The organism is Microbacterium terrisoli, from assembly GCF_030866805.1.
GTDB lineage: Bacteria > Actinomycetota > Actinomycetes > Actinomycetales > Microbacteriaceae > Microbacterium > Microbacterium terrisoli.
In genome coordinates, this window is record NZ_CP133019.1 from 2,929,327 (window position 1) to 2,953,473 (window position 24,147).

General features: G+C 63.7%; 23 protein-coding genes and 2 tRNA genes. 12 read left to right on the top strand and 13 right to left on the bottom strand.

Features of this window, described 5'->3' with window-relative positions:
• The first annotated feature begins 31 nt into the window (after positions 1 to 31).
• The gene (locus QU603_RS13275; protein ID WP_308491853.1) at positions 32 to 475 is read left to right on the top strand and encodes a TetR/AcrR family transcriptional regulator; all 444 of its coding nucleotides are present in this window, start codon (positions 32 to 34) and stop codon (positions 473 to 475) included.
• On the opposite strand, the gene QU603_RS13280 is transcribed toward QU603_RS13275, so the two are convergent.
• Positions 448 to 1,044, bottom strand: a complete 597-nt coding sequence (locus QU603_RS13280; RefSeq protein ID WP_308491854.1) for a carboxymuconolactone decarboxylase family protein — start codon at positions 1,042 to 1,044, stop codon at positions 448 to 450. The genes QU603_RS13275 and QU603_RS13280 overlap by 28 nt on opposite strands.
• Positions 1,045 to 1,615: 571 nt before the next feature.
• Here QU603_RS13280 and QU603_RS13285 point away from each other — a divergent pair.
• Entirely contained in the window at positions 1,616 to 1,990 is a 375-nt protein-coding gene (locus QU603_RS13285; protein WP_308491855.1) for a hypothetical protein, read from the top strand.
• 10 nt (positions 1,991 to 2,000) lie between these two features.
• Positions 2,001 to 2,393 (top strand): GNAT family N-acetyltransferase, encoded by a 393-nt coding sequence (locus QU603_RS13290; protein WP_308491856.1) that lies wholly within the window; start codon positions 2,001 to 2,003, stop codon positions 2,391 to 2,393.
• Positions 2,394 to 2,541: 148 nt separating this feature from the next.
• Here QU603_RS13290 and QU603_RS13295 read toward each other — a convergent pair whose 3' ends face one another.
• The 3 genes from QU603_RS13295 to QU603_RS13305 all read right to left on the bottom strand — a co-directional run bounded on the left by QU603_RS13295 (position 2,542) and on the right by QU603_RS13305 (position 5,040).
• Positions 2,542 to 3,066, bottom strand: coding sequence for a restriction endonuclease (locus QU603_RS13295; RefSeq protein ID WP_308491857.1), 525 nt, complete (start codon positions 3,064 to 3,066; stop codon positions 2,542 to 2,544).
• The gene (locus QU603_RS13300) at positions 3,063 to 3,947 is read right to left on the bottom strand and encodes a restriction endonuclease (protein WP_308491858.1); all 885 of its coding nucleotides are present in this window, start codon (positions 3,945 to 3,947) and stop codon (positions 3,063 to 3,065) included. The genes QU603_RS13295 and QU603_RS13300 overlap by 4 nt, the downstream gene beginning before the upstream one ends.
• A gap of 283 nt (positions 3,948 to 4,230) precedes the next feature.
• Positions 4,231 to 5,040 carry a DUF2971 domain-containing protein gene (locus tag QU603_RS13305; protein ID WP_308491859.1) on the bottom strand — a complete coding sequence of 270 codons (810 nt, stop codon included), beginning with the start codon at positions 5,038 to 5,040 and terminating at the stop codon, positions 4,231 to 4,233.
• Between the two features lie 728 nt (positions 5,041 to 5,768).
• Here QU603_RS13305 and QU603_RS13310 point away from each other — a divergent pair.
• Positions 5,769 to 6,023, top strand: a complete 255-nt coding sequence (locus tag QU603_RS13310; protein WP_308491860.1) for a hypothetical protein — start codon at positions 5,769 to 5,771, stop codon at positions 6,021 to 6,023.
• Positions 6,024 to 6,254: 231 nt separating this feature from the next.
• Positions 6,255 to 7,448 (top strand): TIR domain-containing protein, encoded by a 1,194-nt coding sequence (locus QU603_RS13315; RefSeq protein WP_308491861.1) that lies wholly within the window; start codon positions 6,255 to 6,257, stop codon positions 7,446 to 7,448.
• 181 nt (positions 7,449 to 7,629) lie between these two features.
• Here the strand turns inward: QU603_RS13315 and QU603_RS13320 are convergent, their stop codons facing one another.
• The 3 genes from QU603_RS13320 to QU603_RS13330 form a co-directional block, all read right to left on the bottom strand.
• Positions 7,630 to 7,893 (bottom strand): helix-turn-helix domain-containing protein, encoded by a 264-nt coding sequence (locus QU603_RS13320; protein ID WP_308491862.1) that lies wholly within the window; start codon positions 7,891 to 7,893, stop codon positions 7,630 to 7,632.
• A 447-nt stretch (positions 7,894 to 8,340) separates the two neighbouring features.
• Positions 8,341 to 8,673, bottom strand: a complete 333-nt coding sequence (locus QU603_RS13325; RefSeq protein ID WP_308491863.1) for a hypothetical protein — start codon at positions 8,671 to 8,673, stop codon at positions 8,341 to 8,343.
• A 405-nt stretch (positions 8,674 to 9,078) separates the two neighbouring features.
• The gene (locus QU603_RS13330) at positions 9,079 to 10,242 is read right to left on the bottom strand and encodes a hypothetical protein (RefSeq protein ID WP_308491864.1); all 1,164 of its coding nucleotides are present in this window, start codon (positions 10,240 to 10,242) and stop codon (positions 9,079 to 9,081) included.
• Positions 10,243 to 10,696: 454 nt separating this feature from the next.
• On the opposite strand from QU603_RS13330, the gene QU603_RS13335 reads away from it, so the two are divergent.
• Positions 10,697 to 11,674: a hypothetical protein gene (locus tag QU603_RS13335; protein WP_308491865.1), complete on the top strand. Its 978-nt coding sequence runs from the start codon at positions 10,697 to 10,699 to the stop codon at positions 11,672 to 11,674.
• Between the two features lie 417 nt (positions 11,675 to 12,091).
• Here the strand turns inward: QU603_RS13335 and QU603_RS13340 are convergent, their stop codons facing one another.
• Complete coding sequence (locus tag QU603_RS13340) at positions 12,092 to 12,529, bottom strand: hypothetical protein (protein ID WP_308491866.1); 438 nt, start codon at positions 12,527 to 12,529, stop codon at positions 12,092 to 12,094.
• 94 nt (positions 12,530 to 12,623) lie between these two features.
• On the opposite strand from QU603_RS13340, the gene QU603_RS13345 reads away from it, so the two are divergent.
• The 6 genes from QU603_RS13345 to QU603_RS13370 all read left to right on the top strand — a co-directional run bounded on the left by QU603_RS13345 (position 12,624) and on the right by QU603_RS13370 (position 20,027).
• The gene (locus QU603_RS13345; RefSeq protein ID WP_308491867.1) at positions 12,624 to 13,220 is read left to right on the top strand and encodes a hypothetical protein; all 597 of its coding nucleotides are present in this window, start codon (positions 12,624 to 12,626) and stop codon (positions 13,218 to 13,220) included.
• 236 nt (positions 13,221 to 13,456) lie between these two features.
• Complete coding sequence (locus QU603_RS13350; protein ID WP_308491868.1) at positions 13,457 to 13,711, top strand: hypothetical protein; 255 nt, start codon at positions 13,457 to 13,459, stop codon at positions 13,709 to 13,711.
• Positions 13,712 to 13,785: 74 nt separating this feature from the next.
• A complete protein-coding gene (locus tag QU603_RS13355) occupies positions 13,786 to 14,283 on the top strand; it encodes a DUF4365 domain-containing protein (protein WP_308491869.1) in 498 nt (165 codons plus the stop codon).
• Between the two features lie 279 nt (positions 14,284 to 14,562).
• Positions 14,563 to 15,459 carry a hypothetical protein gene (locus tag QU603_RS13360; RefSeq protein ID WP_308491870.1) on the top strand — a complete coding sequence of 299 codons (897 nt, stop codon included), beginning with the start codon at positions 14,563 to 14,565 and terminating at the stop codon, positions 15,457 to 15,459.
• Positions 15,460 to 15,903: 444 nt separating this feature from the next.
• Positions 15,904 to 19,224 carry a PIN domain-containing protein gene (locus QU603_RS13365; RefSeq protein ID WP_308491871.1) on the top strand — a complete coding sequence of 1,107 codons (3,321 nt, stop codon included), beginning with the start codon at positions 15,904 to 15,906 and terminating at the stop codon, positions 19,222 to 19,224.
• A 662-nt stretch (positions 19,225 to 19,886) separates the two neighbouring features.
• Positions 19,887 to 20,027 carry a hypothetical protein gene (locus QU603_RS13370; RefSeq protein WP_308491872.1) on the top strand — a complete coding sequence of 47 codons (141 nt, stop codon included), beginning with the start codon at positions 19,887 to 19,889 and terminating at the stop codon, positions 20,025 to 20,027.
• Between the two features lie 135 nt (positions 20,028 to 20,162).
• Here QU603_RS13370 and QU603_RS13375 read toward each other — a convergent pair.
• The 5 genes from QU603_RS13375 to serS form a co-directional block, all read right to left on the bottom strand.
• Positions 20,163 to 20,254, bottom strand: a tRNA-Ser gene (locus tag QU603_RS13375).
• A gap of 147 nt (positions 20,255 to 20,401) precedes the next feature.
• Entirely contained in the window at positions 20,402 to 21,670 is a 1,269-nt protein-coding gene (locus QU603_RS13380; RefSeq protein WP_308491873.1) for an LCP family protein, read from the bottom strand.
• A 71-nt stretch (positions 21,671 to 21,741) separates the two neighbouring features.
• Positions 21,742 to 21,826, bottom strand: a tRNA-Ser gene (locus tag QU603_RS13385).
• A 160-nt stretch (positions 21,827 to 21,986) separates the two neighbouring features.
• Positions 21,987 to 22,847 (bottom strand): HAD family hydrolase, encoded by an 861-nt coding sequence (locus QU603_RS13390; protein WP_370655307.1) that lies wholly within the window; start codon positions 22,845 to 22,847, stop codon positions 21,987 to 21,989.
• Positions 22,844 to 24,109, bottom strand: coding sequence for a serine--tRNA ligase (serS, locus tag QU603_RS13395; protein ID WP_308491874.1), 1,266 nt, complete (start codon positions 24,107 to 24,109; stop codon positions 22,844 to 22,846). Before serS ends, QU603_RS13390 begins: the two co-directional genes overlap by 4 nt.
• Positions 24,110 to 24,147: the final 38 nt, after the last annotated feature.

Below are 24,147 nucleotides of genomic sequence, written 5' to 3' on the forward strand. Positions count from 1 at the left end.
CGGGATGTGCCAGAACGGGCTGATCGCCAGGGTGAGCACGAACGATGCCAGCACCCCGAGCCATGCGGCGATGCTCACCTGCGACCGCGCCCCGACGACGGCGACCGAGACGGCGACGACGGTCCAGACGGCGGGCACCGTGACGAGGGCCTGCAGAACGGCTTTGCCGAAGTCGACGGTTCCACAACGCATGCTGGCCAGTCTCGACGGGGATGCCGCGGGCCTGGGGGCTCGGCTCGTTGACACCTATCTGCGGCTCTGGGAAGAGTCGGCGACCCGTCCGATCCTGCTGTCGCTGGTACGCTCGGCCGTCACCTCCGACCGTGCGGCGCAGATGCTCTTCGAGGTCATGGGTGCGCGCCTGCGCGATGCGGACGGCATCGCGGGTGCCACCGACCAGAGGATGCGGCGCGAGTTGGTCGCCGAGATCTCACCGGCGATCCAGCACTACCTGTCCGGGCCCGCCGAGTCCTGACAGGGGCTCAGCAGCGCCCCAGCCAGGTCGCCCTCGATCCCCGGCACCGCCTCGACCGGGACGGCGAGGGCCAGCAGTGCGCGGCTGAAGTAGTTCCGCGCCGCGGCGGCGAGGGTGATGTCGACGATCTGCCGGTCGCTGAAGCCCACGTCGCGCAGCGCGCGCGTGTCGTCGTCGGTCATCGCCGCGGCGTCGGTCGACAGCTTCTCGGCGTACGCCATGACGGCCAGGTCCGCGGCATCCAACCCGGCGTCGCGGTAGTCGCGGCCCACGCGCGCCAGCTGGTCCTCATCCATCAACCCCGCACGCAGGGTCTTACGGCCGTGCGCGAGCAGGCAGTGCGGCGAGCGGATGCCGCGGGCAGCGCCGAGTGTCGCAAGCTCATACACCCGCATCCCGATCGAGGGCACGATCGCGCGAATGAGCGCTTCGAAGGCCGCGTGTGCATCCGGATTGACGGCCATCACCTGCGTGTAGCCGAACACGAAGCCGTCGGCGGCGATGTCGCCCGCGTACATGTCCGCGGCGTGGCCTTCGACCGCGTCCGCGTCGGGTGGTTGGACCAGCATGGCGTCTCCATCGGCTCGGCGCGGCCGACGATCGGGAGGAGCCACGAACACCGGCGGACGCGACCAGCATCGGCCGGGTGCGACCGATATCCATCAGTGTGGACCCTCGAACACGGCACGTCGAGAAAAAATCCCGGGATCGGCCGGGATTTTCGGCGGAGACGGGGGGATTTGAATGCTGAAGGCGGCCGATGTAGTAGGGAGCGCTGGCTTGGAATCCCTTGATTTCATGCGGATTCGCGGGCATGTCCAGGCTGAGTTCAGTGGTGTTCGTGCGTGTTCAGAGCAATGCGTTTTGACTCGCTTCTTCCAGAAATCTTCCAACTTCCGGAGGCCGCTACGGCTGCAGGTCGAGCTCCGTCTAGGTGGGAGACGGACAGCACTTCGTTCGCGAGGACGACCTCAGTGCCGGGAGAGCACATGACGCCCTCACTACTCCAACGGGCGCCCGGGCTCCACTCATCATCCGGCGCCCTCGTCGGCGACGTCAATCAGCGCAGTTCTTAGGCCGATCCTCAAACGGACGCAGTTGCGTGTGCGTGGGAGCACGCGGCGCACATAACCTGGACGGGTGGCTGACCTTCTCGCTGAGTATGACGCGCACCTGCGCACCGCCGCTGAGATGCAGGGTGTGTTGGAAGTCCAGCGACTCGGTCCGTTGTGGATTGCATTGCTCGGCGGCGGGCGGCTGTTCGTCACTTACGACGAGCTCGACGAGCCGGAGACGCGTGTTGCTGAGGTCGCTGCACCGGTGTCGGAGCGCCGTTCTATCCACTACGCGGAGTGGAAGACCCGTACCCACGACGACACGCCTGGCCTCGAGACGGCGCTGAGCTCGGCCGGATTCGTCGCGGCCGAGCCCGAGTCGGTAATGCTGCTGGGCGAGGCGTCGAAGTTTGATCGGCAGCCAACCGCCACCCGGCGTGAACGTTCGCTTGCTGACTAACCCTGAGCAGATGCGCGCGACACTGGACATGCAGGACGCCGTCTTCGGCGGTTCGCCACGTGCGGAGCGGATGCTGTCTGCGATCCTTACACGCCAGTCAAACGGCGAATACGTCGAACTGCGGGCGGCAGAGGTTGGCGGCCGTATCGTCAGCGCGGGCCGCATCGATCCGATCGTCGCCACCGCGTTCGCCGGTATCTGGGGAGGTGCGACGCTTCCGGAGTATCGAGGCCGCGGCATCTACCGTGCTCTAACCGCTGCTCGCGTCCGGTCGGCGATGTCACGAGGCGTCCGCTGGGTCCACTCGGACTCCACCGAATTCTCCCGGCCTATTCTCGAACGTGCAGGTCTCCTGAAAGTGACCGAGACCGTGCCATGGACGTGGGAACGCACTGCCTGCTGACCGACCGGCGAACGGGCCGGAACACCGTCTCCCTCGACACCGATCTGGTGGCTTCACCACGCGCCCATGTTTCGTCCGGAGGTCGGTTTCTTGTCGACCGGGCCTCGCCTGAGTCAGGTGACGGAGCCAGCTGCCGCTTGCCGCGTAGCTACTGGCCCACTCCTCCACTGGCGAAGGCGATCAGGTAGCGCGTCTCCATCAAGTCCACCAGATCACTGGGCGACGACAGCGACACGATGTCCTCCCGAGTTATCACGACAATCCGACACCCCATCGGCGCCGCAGCCTTCGCGAGGGATAGCGCGTGATTCTGTTCTGCGGCGTTGCCGGTGAGTCCGGATTTGGCAACTATCACGGCGAGTTCAGCCCTACGCGAGAGGCAAATGAAAAGGAAGTAGCCAACGCTCTTGCTGTCCAAAGGCGAACTGTAGTTCTTGCACTCCACAAGGAACTGGGAAGGCAAACCAGGGAAACCACCCCTGTTGGAGACCGCGATGTCAATCTGCTCTGCCGCGAAGCCGCTGGTTACGTTCCCCGCGACCAACGAGTCGTCGACTGAGTCGAACATGTAGATGAGAAGCTCTTCGAACTTTCTTCCGCGAGCCTGCGAATCCAAGTCGGGATCCTCGGCCTCATGGAGTATTCGCGCGACCTCCTCCTGGAACTGAGTCATTCGTCAGGCTCCGGCGGCCATCCGGTTGTAAACAGGAGGTCAGGGAGATAACCCTTTGAAGAGATGCCGTCGAGCAGATCGTTCGCGCTGAATACCGAAACACTCGATGACGGCGAGCCCAACCAGGTGCCTATCGGCTTCGCCGGCTTCGACAGAATTACAACGATGCCAAGACCCGCTCGCTCGCTCGCCACAACGTCCGCCAGTCGATTCGTGACGCGTCTGAGCTGATCCCCTGGGGGCCAGTGCGTCTTGGCTTCCACGAGCACGGGACCGTCGAGGTCCGAGAATGGGGGGGCCGAAAGAACCAAGTCGAAGCCACGATCGTCGGGACGAGGTGACGGGACCGACTTGGACCCGACCGCTCTGAACAGGTCCTCAATCCAGCGAACGAAGTCGGTCTCTGGGATGGACGGCCGGGCCTGTAGGCGATCGAGTTGCGTAGCGAGGCGGTCGAGATCGCCCCGCGAGGCATGGATGGGAACCTTGGCACGCACGGATCGCGATCCGGCCCGTACATCTGCAAGAAACACTCCGATGTGGAATCTCAGCGCATCCAGGTTACGAAGTCCCAGTCGCGACACTCGTAGCTCGGGCGGTAGCCCGGGCGGCGGCGACGACGATTCCTCCCAGACCACGAGTACTGGCTTCCCTAGTCCGAGCGCGATTCCTACTTCAACCAGCAAGGCTCCCGAGTCATGTGACTCGGGACCGCCACCGGCAACGACTACAGCATCAGCACTGGCAATCATGCTCCTGATCGAGACGAGCATCGGCCCCGATACAGTGACCGGATCCACGAGATCCCAGTTCGCATCTCGAATCGCCATGGACACGAACGAAACGTCGACCCCATACGGGTAGCTCAGGAACGCGCGCATGTCACACCGCCATTCATCCGTCGAGCTATAACCACACAGCCAACCCATTATGCCGTGATCCGGTGCCCGAGCGGCGACAGGCCGATTGACTCGTCCGGCGCGAATTGCGAGCGCCTCGCCCAGTTGACGATCGTGGAGCCCGCGCATGGTCACAGGGCGGACTCGACCTAGTATCTTCGAGCAGTGCCCAGGGCGGGACCGTCGCGCGTACGCGTAGCGCCTCTCAATCGCGTCGTGTCCGGAGGTCATTCTGCGTGCGGCCCACGTCGGCGACCGCACCTACCTACCAAGGGCGATACGGGATTCCAGGCACCCCCACGCCGACGTGATATCCCATCTGGTGTACGTACTTGAGTAGTGACGCACTCGCGAGGTCTCCGTTTGGTCCGGGGCCGACCCCGAATCCGAGAACCACGCCCGAGTCAGGGGAAGGCAACGGCACCTCGACATAGGGAACCAGAAAACTGGGACCGGACCGCCACTTGACCTGCGAGGGGTCCACGCCTAGCGGCGAAATGAGCCGCCACTCGCTCTCGCGTTCAAATGCATGATCCTTGAGCGTCGGTGCGAGCACAGCGAGGTCTCGCGTGAACGCGTCGAATGCTTCACGGCTCGTCGCATATGTTCCGTTGTCGAGCCTCGTGAACGCATCCACTGCCGTGTAGGCCACGGCCATGTCCGCCGATGGCCCATACACGACGGGTACCAGACGCCAACCAAGCGAGGCAACATGATGCTCGAGTGCTTCGGCGTCGAACTGGATGGTGTAGCCGTCCCCCGGGTGTGTGTACCCACGCCACTGACTGAGATCCTCGCTCAGAGTTGACAGTGATGTTACGAACACGTCCGGCAGGCCGCCACGCTGGAGATGAGTGGTCTCAGAGGTGATCAACTCAGCCAACTCGGGATGTTTGGGCTGCCAGACCTGGTTGAGAATCGTGATGCGTTCAATGATGTCGCGCGAGACATCGAATGCGTACCGAAATTCGGAAGCGTCGTTGAGGAACGCGACGTGGCTCGCCCAGAGCGAACCGCCCTCTACGATTCCTCGAATGCCTACGCTGCTCGTGTAGTGCGCTAGAAGAGTGACCACCAGTCTCCGACCTCCCGTTCGATCGTCGACGCTACCGCGAGCCGATAGGTACACGGGCAATCGCCGCGGCTACATGAGTTCGTACCGACCCTTCATTCATAGAGCGTGGATTTCGATACATCGGTCGCGCGTTGGACGACCGTCACTCGGCCTCCGGGCATCACTCCGGACGAGCGGCCCGCGTACGTCATACTGACGGCATGCCTGACCCTGGATCGACGCCATCAGGAGGGTGCTGAGCGAACAGGGCGAGCCCATGCGCGCTTCCGAGATTGCACAGACGATCGTTGACAAGCACGAAAGTCGGAGCGACCCCAAATACGACCGTTGGGTCGGTCCTCTCTCAGCCCCCGTTGCGCGACGAGGTCGAGAGGCATTTACAGATATCCGCCAAACAGCACCCTCGCTGAAGCCACAGATTCTCCGGAACACGCGGACTCAGACGGAGAGCCGCCCCCGAGTAGGTCCGGAACCGAGCTCACCGAAAATGAGCCGGGGCTACTGAATGCCTTCGGGTTGTTCTGGCGACGCATCGAAGTCGATTGGACCTCGGGAGCGCCCAAGCTGTTTGGCGTTCAACTCGCCGGAAGCACCGCGGTGGATTTCGGAACGCAGGCCGGCATTTATATCCTCTACGACGGCAGCCGTCTGGTTTACGTCGGACGAGTCAATGAACCTCGACTTGCGAAGCGACTACGTGAACACACGCGAGACCGGCTTAGCGGACGATGGGACAGGTTCTCCTGGTTCGGAGTTCGCGCAGTGACAGAGACGGGCTCGCAGACTTCTCGCCGTCCGCGACTGTGAGTCTCGACTCGCTTATCAACACCCTGGAGGCGCTCTTCATCGCAGCGCTTGAGCCGCCACAGAACCGGCGCCAGGGCGACGGCTTCACTGACCTTGAGTTCATTCAGGTCCTCGATCCTGGGATTGAGAAGAAGCGAAAGAAGCAGATTCTCGAGGAGTTGAGCAAGAACCTTTAGCGAACACCTGTGTCGGTGTCTCATCGGCGCTCATTCAGCCGGTCCTATCGTGGCGGGGCTCGCATTCGCTAGATCACGGGCTTGCGCACGCGAGCGGACCGGCGTATGGGCATCCTCGTGGATGTTCTTCGGGGTAAGGCGCGCTCAACGTGGCTACGAGAACGTCGGTGGTCTATGTCAGGATGTCCCCAAAAATGAGGACCCACATGGTCCTCGGGAGGGAGAACGTCAATGGCGAAGTTCGACGCCAACAAGTTCAAGCGCGACTTGCAAGCCGCTCAGCGGAAAGCTGAAGCTCAGGTCAAGCGGCAGGTTGACGAGGTCAACCGCAAGAATCAGCGCGCGGTTGACGAGTACAACCGGAAGGTTCGCGCCCACAACCAGAAGGTGGTGAATCAGTTCAATCAGCAGGTGAACGCGCACAACCAGGAGGTACGCCGAGTGAACTCGCACAACGCCCGAGTGATCGGGGACCTGCAGAAGCAACTTCGGTCCACAGGTACTGGGCGGCGGTACACGCCGTCCGAGCAGGCACTCGCTGATCGCGTCCAGGGGTCGCTAGTCTCGCGCGACGAGCGCGAGTGGGATGTCTTCCTTAGCTACGCGCGCATCGATGGCGCTGACGCGGCCGACGCCTTGCGGTCGGCACTCGAAGCACTAGGGGTGCGCGTTTGGTTCGACGAGGTCGCGATCGTTCCCGGGAAGAGCCAGTCGCTTCAGATGGATCAGGGCCTCCGAAAGGCGCGAGCCGGGATCGTGCTACTCACCCCCGCGTACCTTGTCGGCCGCTTTTGGACAGAGCGAGAGCTCGGCGCTCTCCTTCGGAAGGAGACGCTGATCCCTGTGCTGCATGGAGTCACTTTCAAGGAGGTCGAGGAGTACAGCGGGATCCTGCCGGACCTCGCCGGATTTGAGACCGCACGCGACGACATTCCTTCAATCGCAGAGAAGATTGCCGCGGCGGTTCTGCCGGCCGATGCGACAATCGAAGCAGTTCTGGCACCGACCAGTGAAGTGGCATCTCTGGGACGATTCGACGAAGTGCTCCGCCCTCTTGTCCTGCATGAAGCTGACTTCGCAGCGGGAAACGCAGTGGTCGAACGGATCGCAATGCTGAAGACCGTCATCGACGCCATCGATGAAGGGGATGAACCGTGGTTGATCGACTGGCTATCCGACGAGCATTACAAGGGCGCTGTCTTGTACGCGGCAGCGAAAACGAACTGGAAGCATGAACAAGACGGCATCGGCTCGCTGGCGGACCATCAAATGCGCACTCAGATCGTGGAGAGGTTCAATCGATGGGTTGAGCAGTTCAAGGTTCGTCTCGACGAGTATCGCCGCGGATCCCGCTCAGCAGCAGCAGTCGCAGCGTGGCGCGACGAGCTTGCTCGCTTCAAGGACGACCCGGTGAGGAACATCTAGGCACGCACCGTAGGCATCGGCAGCCATGGATCGCGCTGACGCCCTGGTCAGGCCGCCCGCAAGCCGGTCCCTCACCGAACGCCGCCACGGCTCCGCTGCCGAGCCAGTAAGGGTCATTCCGATCAGCGGCTGAGAATCCGTACGCGAGCCTCAGAATGTGCTCGCTGCTGCCGTGCTGCGGTCAGAAGATGTGTGCTTCGCACGAGGCGAGGAAAGCGACGCGGCGGCGCTGCAGTTCGCGGTAGATCGTGGCGCGAGAGACGTTGAAGAGGTCGGCGATCTCGGTCGGGGTGTACTCGCCCCGATCCTGAACGTCGAACATGAGCTTGCGCTGCGCCACCGACAGCTTTGGCTGCTTCCCTTTCAGATGTCCCTTCGCGCGGGCGACCGCCATCCCTTCTTTCGTTCGCATGCTGATCAGATCGCGTTCGAACTCGGCGACCATGGCCAGCACGACAGCGTGGCGCGGAATCGCGGAACAGCGGGGACGGCGCGAAAAGTTAGGTGACCCCGATTAGGTCATCGATCGCGTCGGAGTGTGATCGGCGCAGGGAGGACCCGGCATGCGCACCGTGGATGCCCTTACGCGCTGTGCTCGAAAGGGGAGCCTCGCGGGTGGATCTCAGCCCGTTCGATCGTCATCCCTTTGCGAGGCACCTCACAGGGGGTCATCCTTCATGAACTCGACGTCGAGTCGCGCGGCGGGGCCGAGACCACTAAGCCATCAAAGCCAGGACACCACGAAAGATGAGAAAGGCAGCGATAGCGATCCCAACGCCGCCAGCAATCACACCAAGGCCCTCGCGCGCAACGCTCCACCAGCCCTTCCGCAGCTCCGGCCTCGGTACTTCGACGATCTTTATCTTGTCGGGCAGTGGCGATCGAAGCAGGGTCACCGTGGGTCGTCCTGTTGACAATAGAGCCACATAGGGTTTGCGTCGCGCTCGATCTTCTGCGGGCCAAGTTCCACTACAGATCGGCCCCCGGTGATGTTGAGCACGCGCGTGACCGAGAGCCCGTTCCCGTGACGGTTGCTAACCAGGATCGCGCGGCTACCGATTAGAACGGCGATCGGCCGATCTTGGTCGAAGAGTTGTGAACCGATCTCGGCGCGAGAATTGGACTCAATCTTTAGTTCAAGCATGTAGGGATTGTCCAGCCGCACTCCCTTGTAGAAGACATCGAGTGCGTTGGCACTCCATTCGTCCGAGATGAGTCTTTGCATCGTCGAGTAGTACTCGAGGCGTCGACGCGGGTGATCCTGGTAGAACGCGTAGATTCCCCAGGCACCAAAGGCCAATGACGCTACTACGCCAAGTACCGCCCGATTCGGGACGCTGCGGCCGAGATTCGGGCCCTGGCGAACGCATGTTCTCCTGATGGATGAGGTAGCTTGAAAGACCGCTTACGAAGGCTGACGCCCAGAAGCCCGCGGCCCCTCGTCGGCGTGCGTAGATGGACCGCCATTCGACTATGGGCTGTGAAAGGCCGTCCGGCTGTTCGCCCCAGTAGCGCCCGCTCGAATCGCTCCTTCAGTTCGTGCGCGTGCGCGACCCGCCCAGACGTGAGATTTGAGCCGGAGGATTCTGGCGGGCGGCCGTAGAACCGGCCCGGAGGCCAAACGGTCTCACTAGGCGTGCACCCCTTGGCCCTCTTTCGGCTGCTCGATGTGGTCCCAGAACGCAGGGTAGAACTGCGACAGTGGGCTCTCGGTGTTCGCACCGTCGGCCAAGGCAGCTCGCGCTTGCCGAGTAACTTCCTGGCGATGAAGATCGAGTTTCGGCACCAGCACATAGATGTCGGTCATGTCTATCTCGACCGTGCGGTATTGGCCCACGTCGAATGGAAGCTTGTCACCAGTTCGGATGATCTGGACCACCGGCTTGCGCGCCGCGTGCCGCAATGCAAGCTCGTAGTAGACATTCGGGTTGGCGAAGCTGAGATCCGCGATTACGAGCGCTGCCTGTGCGATGTGCTCGATGACCTGCCCGGTGATCAGGCCCGGCTTGCTGATGCGGTCAGCTCTAACCACTTCGAGCCCGAGGCCCTCAAGTGCGGGTTCGATCAGCGACGAAAGCATCAAGTCAGCATGCTTACGCTCGATCGAGTCCGCCGCGCCGATCGGCGAAACCACAAAGCATGTCTTGTTGAGCGCACCAGTGGGCGCGCGCCTGTTACCGGACTTCAGCACTCTCTCGTGCGATGGTGCGAATCGTGCCTCAATCTCTGCGCGCACGTCTTCGGTTAGTTCGCCGTACTCAGATTCCGGCTCCTGCTTGGTCCCCTCGCCGTCGTCATCGGGAACTTGCTCGAGAACCGCCTCAATTGGCACGATGTGCTCGGAGCCCGCGATTGTGCGAATCAGTCCGACTTCGCGAGCATTGGCGAGAAAAGTCTCAACGCATTCGGCTGCGTGGTCTTCGTGTGCGCCAGCCTCGGTCGCGGCATCGCGCAAGACTTCAACGCTTGGCACTCGGCTGTTCTTGTACTGGTCGTATATGGCCGCGAACGGTGCGACGTTCTCGATCGCGAGCTGGAACCTTGCGGTAATGCGCCCTGCAGTCGCGTAGTCCGGATCGGTTGCGATCGCCCCAGTTGGCGTTAGCGCCAGGAAGTCGGCGTTATAGGCACCCTCGGTAATGCCGTACTGCCCGCTACTCGTAATCAGCTTGCGGACGGCGTCACTACCAGGCGACCGACCAAGTGATTCTAGGAGCGTCAGCCGTCGAATCGGCTTTCCAGCACCGTGTGTTTGGATCGCTTCGCCAAGGAACAGAGCCTCCTTGAAAGACATTGCTGGGAAGGTGCGTGCGCGTCGAGTGCGGGTTCCACTGCCCGATCCGTTAGTCGAGTTATCGGAGTTCCCCGTTTCAGCCATGCTCATAGCATGGCCGAACCACGCAACTCGGGCAAGACACACCGCTAACGGTGCTATCAGGTCTCCCGAGGGGAGATCTACCCCACAACTCAGTCGCCGCCCGACTTGAGGCTTCGGTCCCTAACAGTCGTTTCGCAGTGCTCACTCGCTCACATCTGCGCTGTAGCAGCGCCCACCGTCTGCAATCCCGGCGATGAATATGGCCGTCGCACCAGCGGACACCACCAGTCATTCGAGAGCCGACACAGGCTCCGGCTCCGAGGAGCCTCGTGCGTATGACTGCGTGCGCCGCAAGAAGTTCTCGGTCGAAGCCGAACCGTCGGTGAGGGGAACAACGCGCTCGGCCTGGCCCGCTCGGTACGGTTGGACAATGAGCGACGTCCCCGCCCCCGAGCCGGACCGCCGACAGGGAAGGATGCTCTTTGCAATCCTCGTCTCCGTCACCGGACTTGGCCTCGCTTTCCTCTCATGGGTGTTGCGCGACGATGACGCTTGGTGGAGCGCGACCCTAGGAAACGTTGCCGTCGCCGTACTGTTGCTGCTGCCGGCCGAGTTTGCTATCAATTGGGTTCGCAAGGGCTTCCGCCAGGTGACTGAGGTGGCTTCGAACGCGAACGTGGTCGCGTTGGCGGCGAAGAGCACCGCTGACCAGACCGCGCGGTCTCTTGCTGACATCACGGAACGTCTAGCGAATGCCCAGAGCGATGAGCTTGCGGCGGCGCAGGACGTATATCGAAACATGACTCGTGACGCTTCCCGAGACAGTCTGCTCGCTGCGCTACGTCAGGCGACCGCCGACGGCCTTGTCACCCGCCAGGGGGTTCGCTCCCCGGTCTGGGAGACCGATCTGCACTATCGGTATGTGGTCGACGGACCCAACGGCGAGTTGGAAATCCGACTGGAAGAAGACGACGGGTCGGTCGTCTCGACCGCGCTGTGGACCGCTGGCGAGCCCGCTGACGCATTTTACCAGCGGTTGGTCCTCGCTGTCCGAGAAGCGGGACAAGACCTTGGCACTGGACTGAACCTGCCAACTCAGTCCGTCGCGGCGCTTGCAGACATGCTCGTCGACGTGGTGGGGCTTCGCGCTCAAGCTTTGGCCGGGAACCGGCCCACATTGGTGAACATCATCGAGCGCGTGGAGGGCTGGTACCTCACGGAGACGATCGTGGTACCGGGTCACCATCTCCACTACACGATTGGCGTTGACAGTCTTGCGGAGCCGAACTGGGAGGAGCACTTGCGAGGCAAGGGCTGGTTCGAAGCTCACCACCTCATTCCGTTCGCACGACGGTTATACGACAAGCCGGTCAAGCCGGCCGCGTCGTCTGCGTCGTCTGACGATTGAAGCATTCGGCAAGGACTCGAGCACCACCCGATCACGGGTCCGCATTCGGTCGCTGCTCGATGACCGAGCCTAGGCAATTGAGTCCTTGCGGCGGGCCATGGCCTCTCTCGGGGTCTGCTCGTACTGGGCGGCAACCGGAATTGCGAACGCTGCCGTGAGTGTCGCGGCAAGTGCGACTCCGAGAATTCTGGAAGCCTGCCCGACAGCACGGTCGATCGTCCGGCCGGGACGATCGAGGTCTGGTCGGGTTCGATAACATCATCTGGGATGGGCAGATCCACGCTTTCATCGAAGCCACCTATCAGGCAGTTGTTCGCGCGCAACCTGGGCGCATGTGCTGGTTGACAGCTCAGCCGCCAGCCGGCGTCGCCCTGAAGCAATCAAGAAGAGGGTTCGAGGAGATCAGGAATCCTTCAATCACCAGACGCGCGTCGGCGACGCCCGGTCCCCGTTCTCCACCAGGTCATCGTCGAGCATGGCGATGGACTGCGCGGCGTCCATGCCGGTATGACCGATCACCTCGTGCGCCCAACTTGTTAGCCGACGAACAGGCACTTGCCCAAGGAGCGCGTCGATCGCCAGCGCCCGCAAACTGATCAGTGGGACTTCACCCTCACCCGGCGATAGGCCCGCCTCGGCGACGGCGGCTGGGAGTGGCTCCCGCACATCGTCGCTTCGAGACGACCTTGACATGCCGGCAAGCTCACGCAGGTATGGGCCATCGAGCCCGGAGACGATCGCACTGACCGCACCGTCCATTGCTAGCGATACGAACTGTCCACCCACGCCGACCGCGGCCGACGCGACGACAGGCTGCAAGATCGCCGCGGCCTGACCATTGACCCGCCCCTCCACTCGCCGGAGGCAAGTAGACCAGGTACATGCTTCCGCAACCCGGTCCCCTTGCGCACGGGTGGTTGTGCACGACCGTGGTCATTAGCCTTGGCTCATGACCAAGAAAGTCACTGGGGTCCTGAGTGGTGTCGGCCTGTTCCTGATCGCGGCGACTGTCGTAGCTTGTAGCGCAGCGACCGAGGGACGGCAGATGCTGGAACCGACCGCGACCCGGACGTTCTCAGGTGCCCCTGAGTCGTCTGCGTCTCCCACTGCTTCGCCCACGGTCACCTCGCCGGTCGTTGCCACGTGCGCTGACATTTCGACTGTCGGGTTTCAGGCGCACGCTGCCGTTTACGGCTGGGTATCGGTGGAGCAGCAAGATCGCCCGAATGGTGGGAACCCCTTCGATCGGTTTCCCGGCGGTTCCCCAGACGACGCGGTAAGTTGTTCGTGGGCGCCGACTGGTGGCGGCACCGACAACGCGACGTTTTTCGCCTGGACACAGATTGGTGCGGGTGCTGCGGCCGATGCCGAGCAGGTGCTCGTCGATGAAGGCGGCAACCGGGAAGATACTCCCGTGGGCGTGTACATCTCGTTCCCGGGTCAGGGCGGCGGTGAGAGTACCTACCTCTTCACGAGCAGTGACGTACGCTGGGCGAATTCTCCGAACGAACTTGGATACGTCAAGGCACCCGACGAAAACGGCTGACGGGCTGGCGCCTCGTGCCCTCGCCTAGACCGAACGAGTCCAGCCTGGAGCTTGCCCGCCTCAACGAACGATCCCCTACCGGGCAGGGCCCGGTGGGGGAGCGAACGCGGACGCCACCTGACAAGCAGGTTTGCCGTCCCAAGACGGACGCAGTTCTGCAGGCGGAAACACGCCTGCAGAAGAGGGGCAAGCCGTCCGCGTCTCCGCGTGTCTGGGCCTGCTAATAGTCTGCGGCCATGGCAGAACCCAGCAGCTACTACTTCTTGCGCTACGCCGATCGGGCACTTATCAGGGCCAACGAGTACCTCGGGCGCGGTCCCCACTCTCCTCGTGGCAGCGTCGATCCGGAGGCGTCTGACCAGGAGGTGAGCAACCACGCCGCGCTCGTCGAACTCACCGAGGCGCTTGAGTACTTCTCGAACTGGGCAACCGAGCTAAGCGTTCGACTTGAGGATGCCGGAGTGATTGAGCTCGTCCGAGGGGAACCGTAGCGAGACTGTAGCCTCCGTCCCCTTCCGCGCGACGAACTGTGCGGGGCTGACTCTTCGACTAATACAGTGGGGGCATGACGACGGCTGCCACGGGGAACCCGCCGAGCCGCCTGTTGACGCCCGCCAACCACCACTTCACAGACGAAGCTCGGAAAGCTCGATACGGCGTCGCGTACATGCAGTCGCGTTGCGCCCACGCGGGCGTCGACTTCAAGGAAGGCTCCGTGGATTCCGATTACATGGCAATCGACGGAACCATCGAGTACCCGCGGGTCGCCGCGCGCGTGCAGATCAAGTGCACGTCACAGTTCAAGGTCGAGCCCGGCGACATGTCGCTTCAGCTCAAGCCCGGGTGGGTCGAGAAGTGGACCGAGAGCGAGACGGCTGTGTTCGTCCTAGTCGTGAAGGTGCCAAAAGAGTGGTCCCCGACTGGGTGGAGCATGACGCCGTATTCACACGTCATAGCACCGTCGCGTTCGGCAAGCGTTTCGTTGCGGCGGACCACCAGAGCGTCGCGGTCATCGCATCCTCGAGGTCCCGACTCGATGTCCGGCGCGCGGTCCCGACTGTGATCAAGACACCGAGAACTGCCGCTGCCGCACCGATCAGAGCCGCGATGACCGCTGGGTCGAGTTTCATGGCGAAACGGTATCGGCAGCTACCCCTGCCCGGATAGGGACGTAGCTGACCCGACCCCGTTACCCTTCCTGCACGCTCACCTTTCGAGGAGCGGAGCCCGTGGACGCCCAACGGTAGATTGACGCCGGAAAGCGACTTACCGAGTATCACCGCGGCGCAAGTCGGCAGGTTTTTCCATACTGTTCGCGAACATGTTGTTTTACCGTTTACGCATGAGCCCACAACCCGAGTTCGGTGCCGACGACTTCTCCAACCCTGACGCTCCAGAAGACGAGCGCCTTCTGCGCCCTGACCACCCGGCTGTCCGCGACCTCTCTTACGAGCGGAGCCGCGACCGGCAGCTGGGAGATCTGATGAAGGGGTCCCTGTTCGATCCCGGCTGGGAGCGGCAGGAGCCGGGCGCGGACGGTGAACCCGTGCCCCAGGTCGAACGGCTTGAGCTCTACCTGAAGGAGCGGCCGCGCGGGAGGGAATACGTGAGCGACTTCGTGTTCCGCTCGAAGGATCTCCCCGTCATCATCTACGGCATCCTGATCAACCGAGGCCGGGGCCTCGAGATCGCCGAACTGGAACTGTTCCGTACCTCGTGGGGCTACTTCGATCCCTGGGGCGACTTTGTTGATGTAGAGGAGGGCGCCGGCGAACCGGCGGACGGGGATGAGCCTCCGGCGCTGATCACGAGCGATCTTCTGAGGCGCCTCCCCCTGGGTCGCATCGTGGCGCTCGCCCAACAGCGCCTCGCGCAGGAAGAATGGCGCACCGAAGGAGTGGTGGTGCTCATGGGCCGCGACCGTAGTCCCGACGAGCTCAGCGCAGCGGAGACGTTGGTGCTCGAATCCGCTGTTACCGCCGCGCGGCAGACGACCCGCGGTCGCCCATCGCTGCCTGACGAGCTGCTTGAATCAGTGGCGTGCGCATATCTTGAAGAGGCGGTGGCGGGAGCCGGGCTCCTACGGAGAATGTCGGCGCGCTTCGACCGCCCGCAGGCGACCGTCCGGGACTGGATCGCTGCCGCGCGGCATGCTGGCTTCCTGACGCCGGCGCAGCCCGGTCGCCGCGGCGCGGCTGCCGGCCCGAAACTCTCTCCAGAGTCGACGACGGCCTCGTGACCTGGACCGCAAGGAGGAGATTCGCGGTGTTTCCTCCATGACGGGATGGCCCAAAGGCATAGCTAGGCGGTGGATGGCCAATTCTCACGAGTGTCGTACCCGTCGGGCAGGATGGGTGTGTTCTTCCCTGAACGAAAGGCTCGAATGGACTTCGGCGGCGTAGCGCGAATTCTGGCCCCACTGATTGGCAAGCCCGTTCTGAAGGGACTTGCTCGAAGAACGTTGGCTTATCGAGTCGCGCGGCGAGTGGTTCGCTCAACACGACGACGAGGATGGAATCTGAATCGACGATCACTTGCGCGCGTGCTTCGGGATCGAAGTGTGTTGGAAGAACTCTCACGATCCGACGGTGGCGGATATCCTCACTCACTTGCTCGGCTTCGCTTTGCGCTACCCCGCGGGGCGTCGGAGGAAGTCGCCGAGTCGCTTCTAGAGATTGTCGCCGTGGAGTATGTTGCCGCGCTCCCGGATCGCGAATCTGCCCAGCTGCACGTGAGCCGAGAAGTCGGTGCGGCTCGCGACGAGATTCGAGATGTCCAGAGCGACATTGGCGACCTCGGCTCACAACTGGACGCCACTCTTGGCTTCGATTCGGCAATGGAGCGGTTTCATCCCTGGAGGCGTCAGGAGGCGGTGGAGATCCGTCGCGGCTGGCGGCCGATCGACAGACTCGCCCGCCAGCTTGCAGACCCTGAGCGAAGAGCTAGCGTTTTGGCCGACTGGTCGACCGCGCCGCCAACATGGTCAGAGTCGGCACCAGCAAGTGTGTTCGGGTGGTTGGGACTACTAGCAACCGAGGCAAGAAGCGATCGCTCGGTGGCCGCGTATTTCTTTGGCGAGGCTCTCGACCGGGGGATATCTCCCCGAGCTATGTGGCGGGTGCGGCTCTTTCAGCAACTCGATTTGACCGCTGCAGAGGCAGCCACCTGGTTCGATCCGACCGAAAACCACCCGCTCATCCGTGCCATCGAGCTTGAGGCAGCCGGAGACCGCGAGGGTGCCAGGGATCAAGTGCTCAGCTGGCATCCGACGGAGACCCCCGAGCTGGCTCAAAGAGCAGCGATTCTTGCCCAGCACGCTTTGGTGCAGGGCGATTTTGCTACAGCAGTACAGCTGGCAACCGAGGCATATCAGGAACGGAGCGCGACGGGCGCGGGCTTGATAGCCATCGACGCATTGTTTGCGCTGTCCGGTACTCGACGTGACTCCGTCGAACGCGCTGGTGATGTTCGAACCGCGGTGAGTTTGGCCACTCGTATTAGAGACGACCGGCGTCGATGGGGAATCGATGCAGTTCCGGCGGTCCTAGCAATCTGTCATGGGAAGCATCTTCTTGATGACTTGGACGGTGCCCTCCGAACCTGCCTGTCGGAGCCATTGGGGGATGCGACTCCGGCGGAGTCTGCCAGCGCGGTCTTGGTAGGCGAGGCCATTCGAATCGCCGCACGCATCGGCGTCGATCTTCCAGACACGTATAGCCTCGGCCACCCCGATGAAGTAGTGTCCGCGGCTCGGATCGCGGCCGCCGGCTATGCCGCGGCGAGGGCTGGCGATGAGTCCACTGCGGCTAATAGGTGGGTGGAGGCGTTTGACCTTGAAACTGATCCGTTAGAGCGCCTCGAGTTGGCCACACAGTTGGCCTTCATGGGAGTGGAGGTAGATACGAGTGATCTGGTCTCACTCGAACCGGGGGCAGACGCTTCCGAAGAATTGAGGCTGATTGCTCGCCTGTTTAGAGACGGTGATGCCCCGACGATCGCACTAATCCGGACGCGAGCGCTCACCAGACGCTCGTTGGCTACCGCTCTCTACGAATTTCACACTCGATCGGGTGAGCACAACCTCGCGGCGGACGTAATGATCCGCAGTGCTCGTCAGTGGGGCGAGCCAAGCATGTGGCTTCGCGCAGCAAAAGCTTATGCAGCCGACTCTCAACACGATGGTGCAGTGAGTGCCGCGCGTCAGGTCCTGGAGAGCAATGTCTCTAGCCTCGATGAAAAACGACGTGCCCTGATAATCCTTGCTGAAGCGAATTCTGCGCTCGGCCGCTGGCCGGATGCCCGCACGGCGACGGCGGGGCTTGTCGAGCTCGATCCGTCATCGGACGACTACCGGTGGGCGCACATCCGGGTCCTATTTCAAGCGGCGGATCTCGAGTCTGCACTTGACGTCTACCGAGCAAGCGAACCGCGACCTACCCCTCGGAGCGGTGACGAGATTGTGTTGCTTGCTCAACTTCACAGGGTATTTGGGGATAGAGCGATAGACGCGCCATCGCTTGTCTCTGCTTCGGACCCGTGGCGAGAAGAAGAGCAAGTGCGCGGACGGGTCCTGCTATGCGTGCTGATGGCCCCGCACGAACGAGAATCGTCCGACGACGAGAGCGACGAAGCGCCCTCCGAAGGCACCCTGCACGTACGAGAAGCGATGGCTGACTTCACACGCACATTTCCAACCAGCTCGCTCATGTACTCGGTGGAGTTCGATCCGTCAGATCCGCTGGCGTCATTGCGCGAGGCGCTCGGCAATTCGCCCGACACCTCCGAGCTCGATGCGCTTGTTGTCGAGGGCCGAGCACCCATGGGATTCGCCGCGTCGATTCACTCGCGCACTTACCTTGAGGTGATTCTCCGCCGACCAACGCCCGCCCGATTCTTCGACGACCGCGCGCTTCGCGAAGCGTCTGCGGCGGCCCTTCTCGAGTCGATGTCGGGCACGACCGTTGTCCTCGACACCACGGTTGCGTTCACCTTCGCGTTGCTTGGTGCGCCGACGCAGGCTGAACTGCTTGGCGCTGTACCGAACGTCGTCACACACACGTCCCTCGTCAACGACGCTCGCGAGGCGTCACTGTCGCTCGAACGTGAGTCCGGGATGACGGTCGCGCCATCGGAGTCCGAGGGACCGATGATCCGAATCACCCCCGACGATGAGCTTGTTCGACTCCGTACACAAGCTCGGGCGACGTTTGCAAGTCTCCGCCTGTTGCCCGTGGTGGACGACAGTGCCGAGACATCCGAGCACTACTCGCTCCCCGAGTTTGGCGGGGAGCGCCCGACGTGGTTAGCTGCCGTTGACTACGCACGAGCAAGCGGCGCGATTCTATGGTCCGACGACCGAGTACTCCGTGACCTCGCACGTCAACTCAACGTTCGGTCGTTCAGCACGTCGGATCTCATCATCCGCCTCTCCAGGCAGGGAGGACTTGTTCCGGAGGTTGCAGACCTTGTGCGGGCCATTCTCGTCGCGAACGCCTTCGTCGGCCAACCCATCTCTGTCCAAGATTTTGTCAGCGCCGCAGACCTCGCGCAGTGGCGCGACGACGCGCTCGCAGCGTCACTTCAGTTCGGCGATTACCTATCCGTTCAGGACCGCCTTGCATGTTTCGAACTTGCGCTTGACCGCGCAGCGGATAACCCGCTGCTCCTGGGTCGTCTCAGCTACTGTTTCGCAACGTGGGTGCTGAGTACACCGGTGGACGCGGCCATGCGCGACGGCCTGATCGCAGCCACGATCACAGGCGTTCTTGCGAAACCCTGGCTCGATGCAGGCAAGCTGCCATTCGTCTTGGACGGCGTACGCAGCGCCTACGAGAACGATGGCAGCACGTTCGCAGCACTCGAGGGAGCAGTTCGTAGTCACTTCCGGCTTCTAGCGCGCGTCGCCGACCCCGCCACCGCAGCGATGCACATTCGCGGGCTGTTTGCGCTGACGCGTCCCGAGGAGCGCTATGTAGTCACGCAAGTGACCCTGACTACGCAATGAGAACCTCTCTCGGCGGGTCACTGCCCACGAGCGAAGACAAGAGCTCGCTTGCTCGCTACTAGCGCTCGATACTCTCGACCTGCTGAGTAGCGCAGCATTGGCGGCCCGCTGAATCGTCGCTGATCGCGCGGTCCACGGTCCTCTTGAGCGAGGCACGGCCGGACCTGGCGCGTCGCGACGATGTGCGCACCGACCGAAAGCTTCCCGTCGCGCCGATGCCCGAGAACCCGGCACGTTAGCCTGCGCGATGAAGGCGCGTCAAACGTTCGGCCCAGTGGGCGGTTGTCCGTTTCATGAGAGCCTGTCGGCTCAGGTTCGTGCGTGCGCTGAGCGTCGTCCAGTTGTGCCCGTTGTGACGTAGCCACTCGACCAGTTCATCGCGTTCGCGCAGGAGTCGGGTCTGCTCGCGGTGGAGCTTCTCCAGTTCTCGGGAGAGTGCGCTGAGGCGATCGAGCGCGACGGAGCCGCTCCCCCATTTCCGAGTTAGGCGAGTATCCGCTGCAGCGCGTTCAGGTGCCTCGCGGCTTTCAAGTTCCGCCGCCTCGCGGGCGACTTCATCTCGGGCACGAGCAGTCTCTCGCTTTGCTTGTCGTCGACCCTTGACCACGTAACCAGGTTGTCATTCTGCACCAATCGGGATGCTGGGCCACAGCTCCGCGGCGATGACGCTCGACGTGTACTCGGATCTGTTCGAGAACGATCTCGACACGCTCTCGAAGCGCCTCAACGACGCTGCGCTGAACTCGTCCTTCCCGAGCGCGTTCGGGGCGAAGGCACCCGACGCTCGCCCGGGGATCGAGTAGCGACCCGACTGAGACGACGACATTCGTCGGTCTCGCGAAGCGCGGGTCTTCCAGAATTCTTCCAGAACGACCCGATTCGAGTGCTGGAGGGCCTTCGAGACCCCTGAAAACACGCGGAATCTCGCAGAAGAAGTGTGGCGGAGACGGAGGGATTTGAACCCTCGGTCCCCTTGCGAGGACTCCACCTTAGCAGGGTGGTGCACTAGGCCTGACTATGCGACGTCTCCCCGCATTCGATACCCGAAGGCGCGAACGCGTCTGTCCATGATAACCGGTCCGCGCACCCGCCACGAACCGCGCCGAGGCCGAGTCCGGATGCCGCGAAACGAGCCGAGAGCCCGGGCCGAGGCATCCCGCACCGAACGCCACCCGGGTCAGCCGTTGCCGTTCGAGCAGGTCTGCTCGGCCGCCGTCTGGCCGGCGATCGAGGACGGCAGCTTCACCCCTGAACTCGATGTCGATCGTGACGGCGACGGGTGCGGCGAGCCCGACGACGAGACGGACGAAGACGGACCCGGCGACGCTTTCGGCTTCTCGACGATCACGCCGTTGCCCTGGCTCGCGCCGCCGGTGAGCACGAGCCGCTTGTTCGCGGCCAGTGCCACCCACAGCGCCTGCGCGGCCGGCTCGTTGGGCACGACCCGGTTCGGGTCGGCAGGGTCGTCCATCGTCGGGTACTGCACGAACACGATCTGATCGAACGGCACGCTCTTGACCGCCAGCGCGATCTGCACGAGCGTGAGCGGGTCGGTCAGGCTCTTGCTCGGAGTGATGTTCTGCACGGCGGCGGTTGCCAGCTGCAGCAGAACCGCCGGGTTCGACAGCGTGCCCTGACTCATCAGCTTGCGCGCCAGGCGCGACAGGTACTGCTGCTGGTTCGAGATGCGACCGAGGTCTCCCCCGTCGCCCACCCCATGCCGGGTGCGCAGGAACTGCAGCGCGGTCATCCCCGAGATCGTGTGGTCACCCGGCGACAGGTGCAGGTGCGTGTACGGGTCGTCGATGCCGTTGGCCACGCACACGGTCACTCCGCCGATCACGTCGGTGAGCTGGATCACCCCTCCCCACGTGATCCTCGCCGCATACGGGATCGTCAGCCCGGTCAGGTGCGACACCGTCTTCACGACGCACGAGAGTCCGCCGTAACCGTAGGTGGAGTTGAGCATGGATGCCGCCGTCGCCGGCGCCGTGGATCCGTCGGGGCGCCGGCAACTCGGCGTGGGGATCACGAGGTCACGGGGAATCGAGATCACCGTCACGCGTCGCGGGCTCGCCGAGATGTGCACGAGCAGGTTGACGTCGTTGCGCTCGCCGACGGCATCCTGCCCCTTGCACCGGCCGCCGAACAACGGCGCGAACGAGGCCTCACACACATCGGTCCCCGCCAGGAACAGGTTGACGCCGCCCGCGATCGCTCCGACGTCGGGCGGGGCGGAGCCCTGTCCCTCGAGGTCGACCGCATGCGCCGAGAATGTCGACCCGAGCTCGAACGCCGCGTAGGCGGCGACGCCGGATGCCGAGACCACCACGACGGCCACCACGACAGCGACCAGCTTCAGCACCTGCCGCAGCGGTCGCGGCGACGGGTTCTGCGCATGCTGACCGACGGGGCGCTGCACCCGGGTGAGGGGATCGGTGCGCACGCGTGACCTCTCGTCGACCACGCCGCCGGGACGTCCGGGGCGACGGGTTCGATCGGCACACCATCAGATTGCGGAGGGTGTGGGATTCGAACCCACGGGACATTGCTGCCCACTGGTTTTCAAGACCAGATCCTTCGGCCGCTCGGACAACCCTCCCCGGCGGGCAGGCCACCGGAACGGATCGAGTCTAGTCGACCGCCGGTGACCCGGCCGCTCCAACATCGTGAGCATGCGCCCACTGACTGGAGGGGCGCTATGGGTCATGCGAGCGGCGGCTGTGGGCGACCTGAACGGATGTTCTGGACGCCGCCGAGGCTCACAGCGCGCCGAGCACCGCCGCAGCGCCGCCGTCGGCCACCGACAGCGTCGTCTCGCCCGCGGCATCCCGCACTTCTTGCGGCCCCTGCGCCATCGCCACGGCCCGGCCGCCGTACTCGAGCGCCCACCGGAACATGCCGAGGTCGTTGCGTCCATCGCCGATCACCAGCAGGCGGTCCCGCTCGATGCCCAGCCACTCCCGCACGCGTTCGAGACCGCTGGCCTTGTCGACGCCCATCGGCGCGATGTCCAGCCACGCGGTCCAGCCGATCGCATACGAGACCTGGTTCAGCCCGATCCGGTGCACCAGCTCGATGAAGTCCTGCTCGGTGTGCCCCGGCGAGACGACGACCACACGCGAGACAGGCTGCACGCCGAGCTCGTCGAAGGCCACCTGCTGCGCGTCGGCGAGGTTCCAGTCATCCATCGTGCCGGTGTACAGGCGATGCCCGTCGGCGCGCTCGACCATGTAGTGCGCGTCGGGAACGTTCTCGCGCAGCATGCCCAGCACCTGCGCGGGATCGAACGTCTCGGTGTGGAACCGCTCGTAGGCGGCCAACCCCTCGTCCGTGCGGCGCATCACCACGGCGCCGTTGGAGCACACGACGTATTCGGGCGACAGATCCAGGGCCGCGAGGATGCCGCGGGTGCCCTCCCAGCTGCGCCCTGTGGCCAGCAGCACCTCGTGACCTGCACGTCGCGCGTGGGCCACGGCATCCACGATTCCAGGGCTCAGGGATTCGTCCTCGAGGATCACCGTGCCGTCGACATCGAGCGCGATGAGCATGCGGGTCGATGCCCGCACAGCGACATCGTCGACGTCACCGGCTTCGGGAAGGCTGTCGGAGAGGCTGGTCACGCCACGGGCTCCAGCACCGCGAGGCCGCCCAGGAACGGGCGCAGCACCTCGGGCACCACGACGGAGCCGTCGGCTTGCTGGTGCGTCTCGAGGATGGCGACGATCCAGCGGGTCGTGGCCAGCGTGCCGTTCAATGTCGCCACCGGCTGCGTCTTGCCGCCGTCGGGACGGTAGCGGATGTCGAGCCGCCGCGCCTGGAACGTCGTGCAGTTCGAGGTCGAGGTGAGCTCGCGGTAGGCGTCCTGGGTGGGCACCCACGCCTCGATGTCGTACTTGCGCGCCGCCGAGGAGCCGAGGTCGCCCGCGGCCACGTCGATCACCCGGTACGACAGGCCCAGATCCTGCAGCATGCGCTCCTGCATCGCGACCAGCCGCAGGTGCTCGGCCTCGGCGTCGTCGGGCGTCGTGTAGACGAACATCTCGAGCTTGTTGAACTGGTGCACCCGGATGATGCCCCGGGTGTCCTTGCCGTACGAACCGGCCTCGCTGCGATAGCACGTCGACCAGCCGGCGTAGCGCTTGGCCCCGGCGGACAGATCGAGGATCTCGCCCATGTGATAGCCGGCCAGCGGCACCTCGCTCGTGCCGACCAGGTACAGGTCCTGCTTCTCGAGCAGGTACACCTCGTCGGAGTGCTGGCCGAGAAATCCCGTGCCCTCCATGACCTCGGGCCGCACGAGCGTGGGCGGGATCATCGGGACGAACCCGGCCTCGACGGCACGGTTCAGCGCCAGCGACATGAGTGCGTACTCCAGGCGCGCGCCGACGCCCTTGAGGAAGTAGAAGCGGCTGCCCGAGACCTTCGTGCCGCGTTCCATGTCGATCGCGTCGAGCTTCTCGCCGATCTCGAGGTGGTCCAGCGGAGTGAAGTCGAATGTGGGGATCTCGCCGTGCGTGCGCAGGGTCGTGAAGTTCTCTTCACCGCCGGCGGGCACATCATCGATCACGATGTTCTCGATCTGCTGCAGCACCTGGTGCGCGTGCTGCTCGGCGGCCGTCACTGCCTGCTGGGCCTCTTTGACGCGGGTGCTCAGGTCTTTGGCCGCCGCCACCAGCGCCGGCTTGTCCTCCTTGGGCGCGGATGCCACCAGCTTGCCGTGCGCGTTCTGCTCGGCGCGCAGCTGCTCGTACGCGGTGATCGCCGCACGGCGGTCCGCATCTGCCGCGAGCGCGGCATCCACCGCCTGCGACGATTCGCCCCGCTTGACCTGTGAGCGCCTGACAAGGTCGGGATTCTCGCGGAGGAGTACGGGATCGATCATCAGACAAGTCTAGCCAGCGGGGCTGAGCCGCCCGCGCG

Coding starts and splice junctions, on each gene's coding strand:
- QU603_RS13280 (WP_308491854.1), bottom strand. CDS start 1,044: ATGCTGGTCCAACCACCCGACGCGGACGCGGTCGAAGGCCACGCCGCG.
- QU603_RS13290 (WP_308491856.1), top strand. CDS start 2,001: ATGCGCGCGACACTGGACATGCAGGACGCCGTCTTCGGCGGTTCGCCA.
- QU603_RS13295 (WP_308491857.1), bottom strand. CDS start 3,066: ATGACTCAGTTCCAGGAGGAGGTCGCGCGAATACTCCATGAGGCCGAG.
- QU603_RS13300 (WP_308491858.1), bottom strand. CDS start 3,947: ATGCGCGCGTTCCTGAGCTACCCGTATGGGGTCGACGTTTCGTTCGTG.
- QU603_RS13310 (WP_308491860.1), top strand. CDS start 5,769: ATGGGACAGGTTCTCCTGGTTCGGAGTTCGCGCAGTGACAGAGACGGG.
- QU603_RS13315 (WP_308491861.1), top strand. CDS start 6,255: ATGGCGAAGTTCGACGCCAACAAGTTCAAGCGCGACTTGCAAGCCGCT.
- QU603_RS13320 (WP_308491862.1), bottom strand. CDS start 7,893: ATGGTCGCCGAGTTCGAACGCGATCTGATCAGCATGCGAACGAAAGAA.
- QU603_RS13325 (WP_308491863.1), bottom strand. CDS start 8,673: ATGCAAAGACTCATCTCGGACGAATGGAGTGCCAACGCACTCGATGTC.
- QU603_RS13330 (WP_308491864.1), bottom strand. CDS start 10,242: ATGTCTTTCAAGGAGGCTCTGTTCCTTGGCGAAGCGATCCAAACACAC.
- QU603_RS13335 (WP_308491865.1), top strand. CDS start 10,697: ATGAGCGACGTCCCCGCCCCCGAGCCGGACCGCCGACAGGGAAGGATG.
- QU603_RS13345 (WP_308491867.1), top strand. CDS start 12,624: ATGACCAAGAAAGTCACTGGGGTCCTGAGTGGTGTCGGCCTGTTCCTG.
- QU603_RS13350 (WP_308491868.1), top strand. CDS start 13,457: ATGGCAGAACCCAGCAGCTACTACTTCTTGCGCTACGCCGATCGGGCA.
- QU603_RS13355 (WP_308491869.1), top strand. CDS start 13,786: ATGACGACGGCTGCCACGGGGAACCCGCCGAGCCGCCTGTTGACGCCC.
- QU603_RS13360 (WP_308491870.1), top strand. CDS start 14,563: ATGAGCCCACAACCCGAGTTCGGTGCCGACGACTTCTCCAACCCTGAC.
- QU603_RS13370 (WP_308491872.1), top strand. CDS start 19,887: ATGACGCTCGACGTGTACTCGGATCTGTTCGAGAACGATCTCGACACG.
- serS (WP_308491874.1), bottom strand. CDS start 24,109: ATGATCGATCCCGTACTCCTCCGCGAGAATCCCGACCTTGTCAGGCGC.